Here is a 502-nt window from a genome sequence, read left to right on the forward strand (position 1 = left end):
CGTGGAGTCAGAAAACCTCGATTCCATCGTGCCTTCAGCCATCGTAGCCAAGGGCAAACGAGCAGACCATGACCAGTTGCCAGATAACATCCAGGCTATTTGGGAAAACAACTGCGCTCTGTGGAAGAAAATCAAGGAACACTTTGAGGCTTGCAAAGCTTACGACATGTCATGTGACAGATACGAGGGCTTGCATGCTGCCGACGAAGACTTCAAGCGCATGCTCCTTACACTCAAGGAGGAGTACTATGCATACAAGCAGTCCATGGACGTCTACGACCATGCCAAGCCGGGTGATGCCGAGGAGAAGCAAGCGGAGGAGCAGCCAGTAGCTGACATCACCTCCAAGCAGATAGGCAATGCTCGCTCCTACATCACCAAGAACCTTAACCAACTCATTGGATTCGTGGAGGCTGGCAACACAGACAAGGCTGATGCCTTGCGAGCTAAGGTCAATGAGCGTGTGCAGCTCTTGATTACAGCAAAGGCTGAAATCACCGCT

General features: G+C 51.6%; 1 protein-coding gene. It reads left to right on the forward strand.

Annotation, left to right across the window (positions count from 1 at the left end; all coding sequences use genetic code 11):
• Positions 1-28: 28 nt before the first annotated feature.
• On the forward strand, positions 29-502 hold a 474-nt coding region (locus RF638_RS16250), incomplete at its 3' end, for a hypothetical protein (protein WP_368842491.1).

This window comes from Kocuria sp. CPCC 205235, assembly GCF_040980905.1.
Lineage (GTDB): Bacteria > Actinomycetota > Actinomycetes > Actinomycetales > Micrococcaceae > Kocuria > Kocuria carniphila.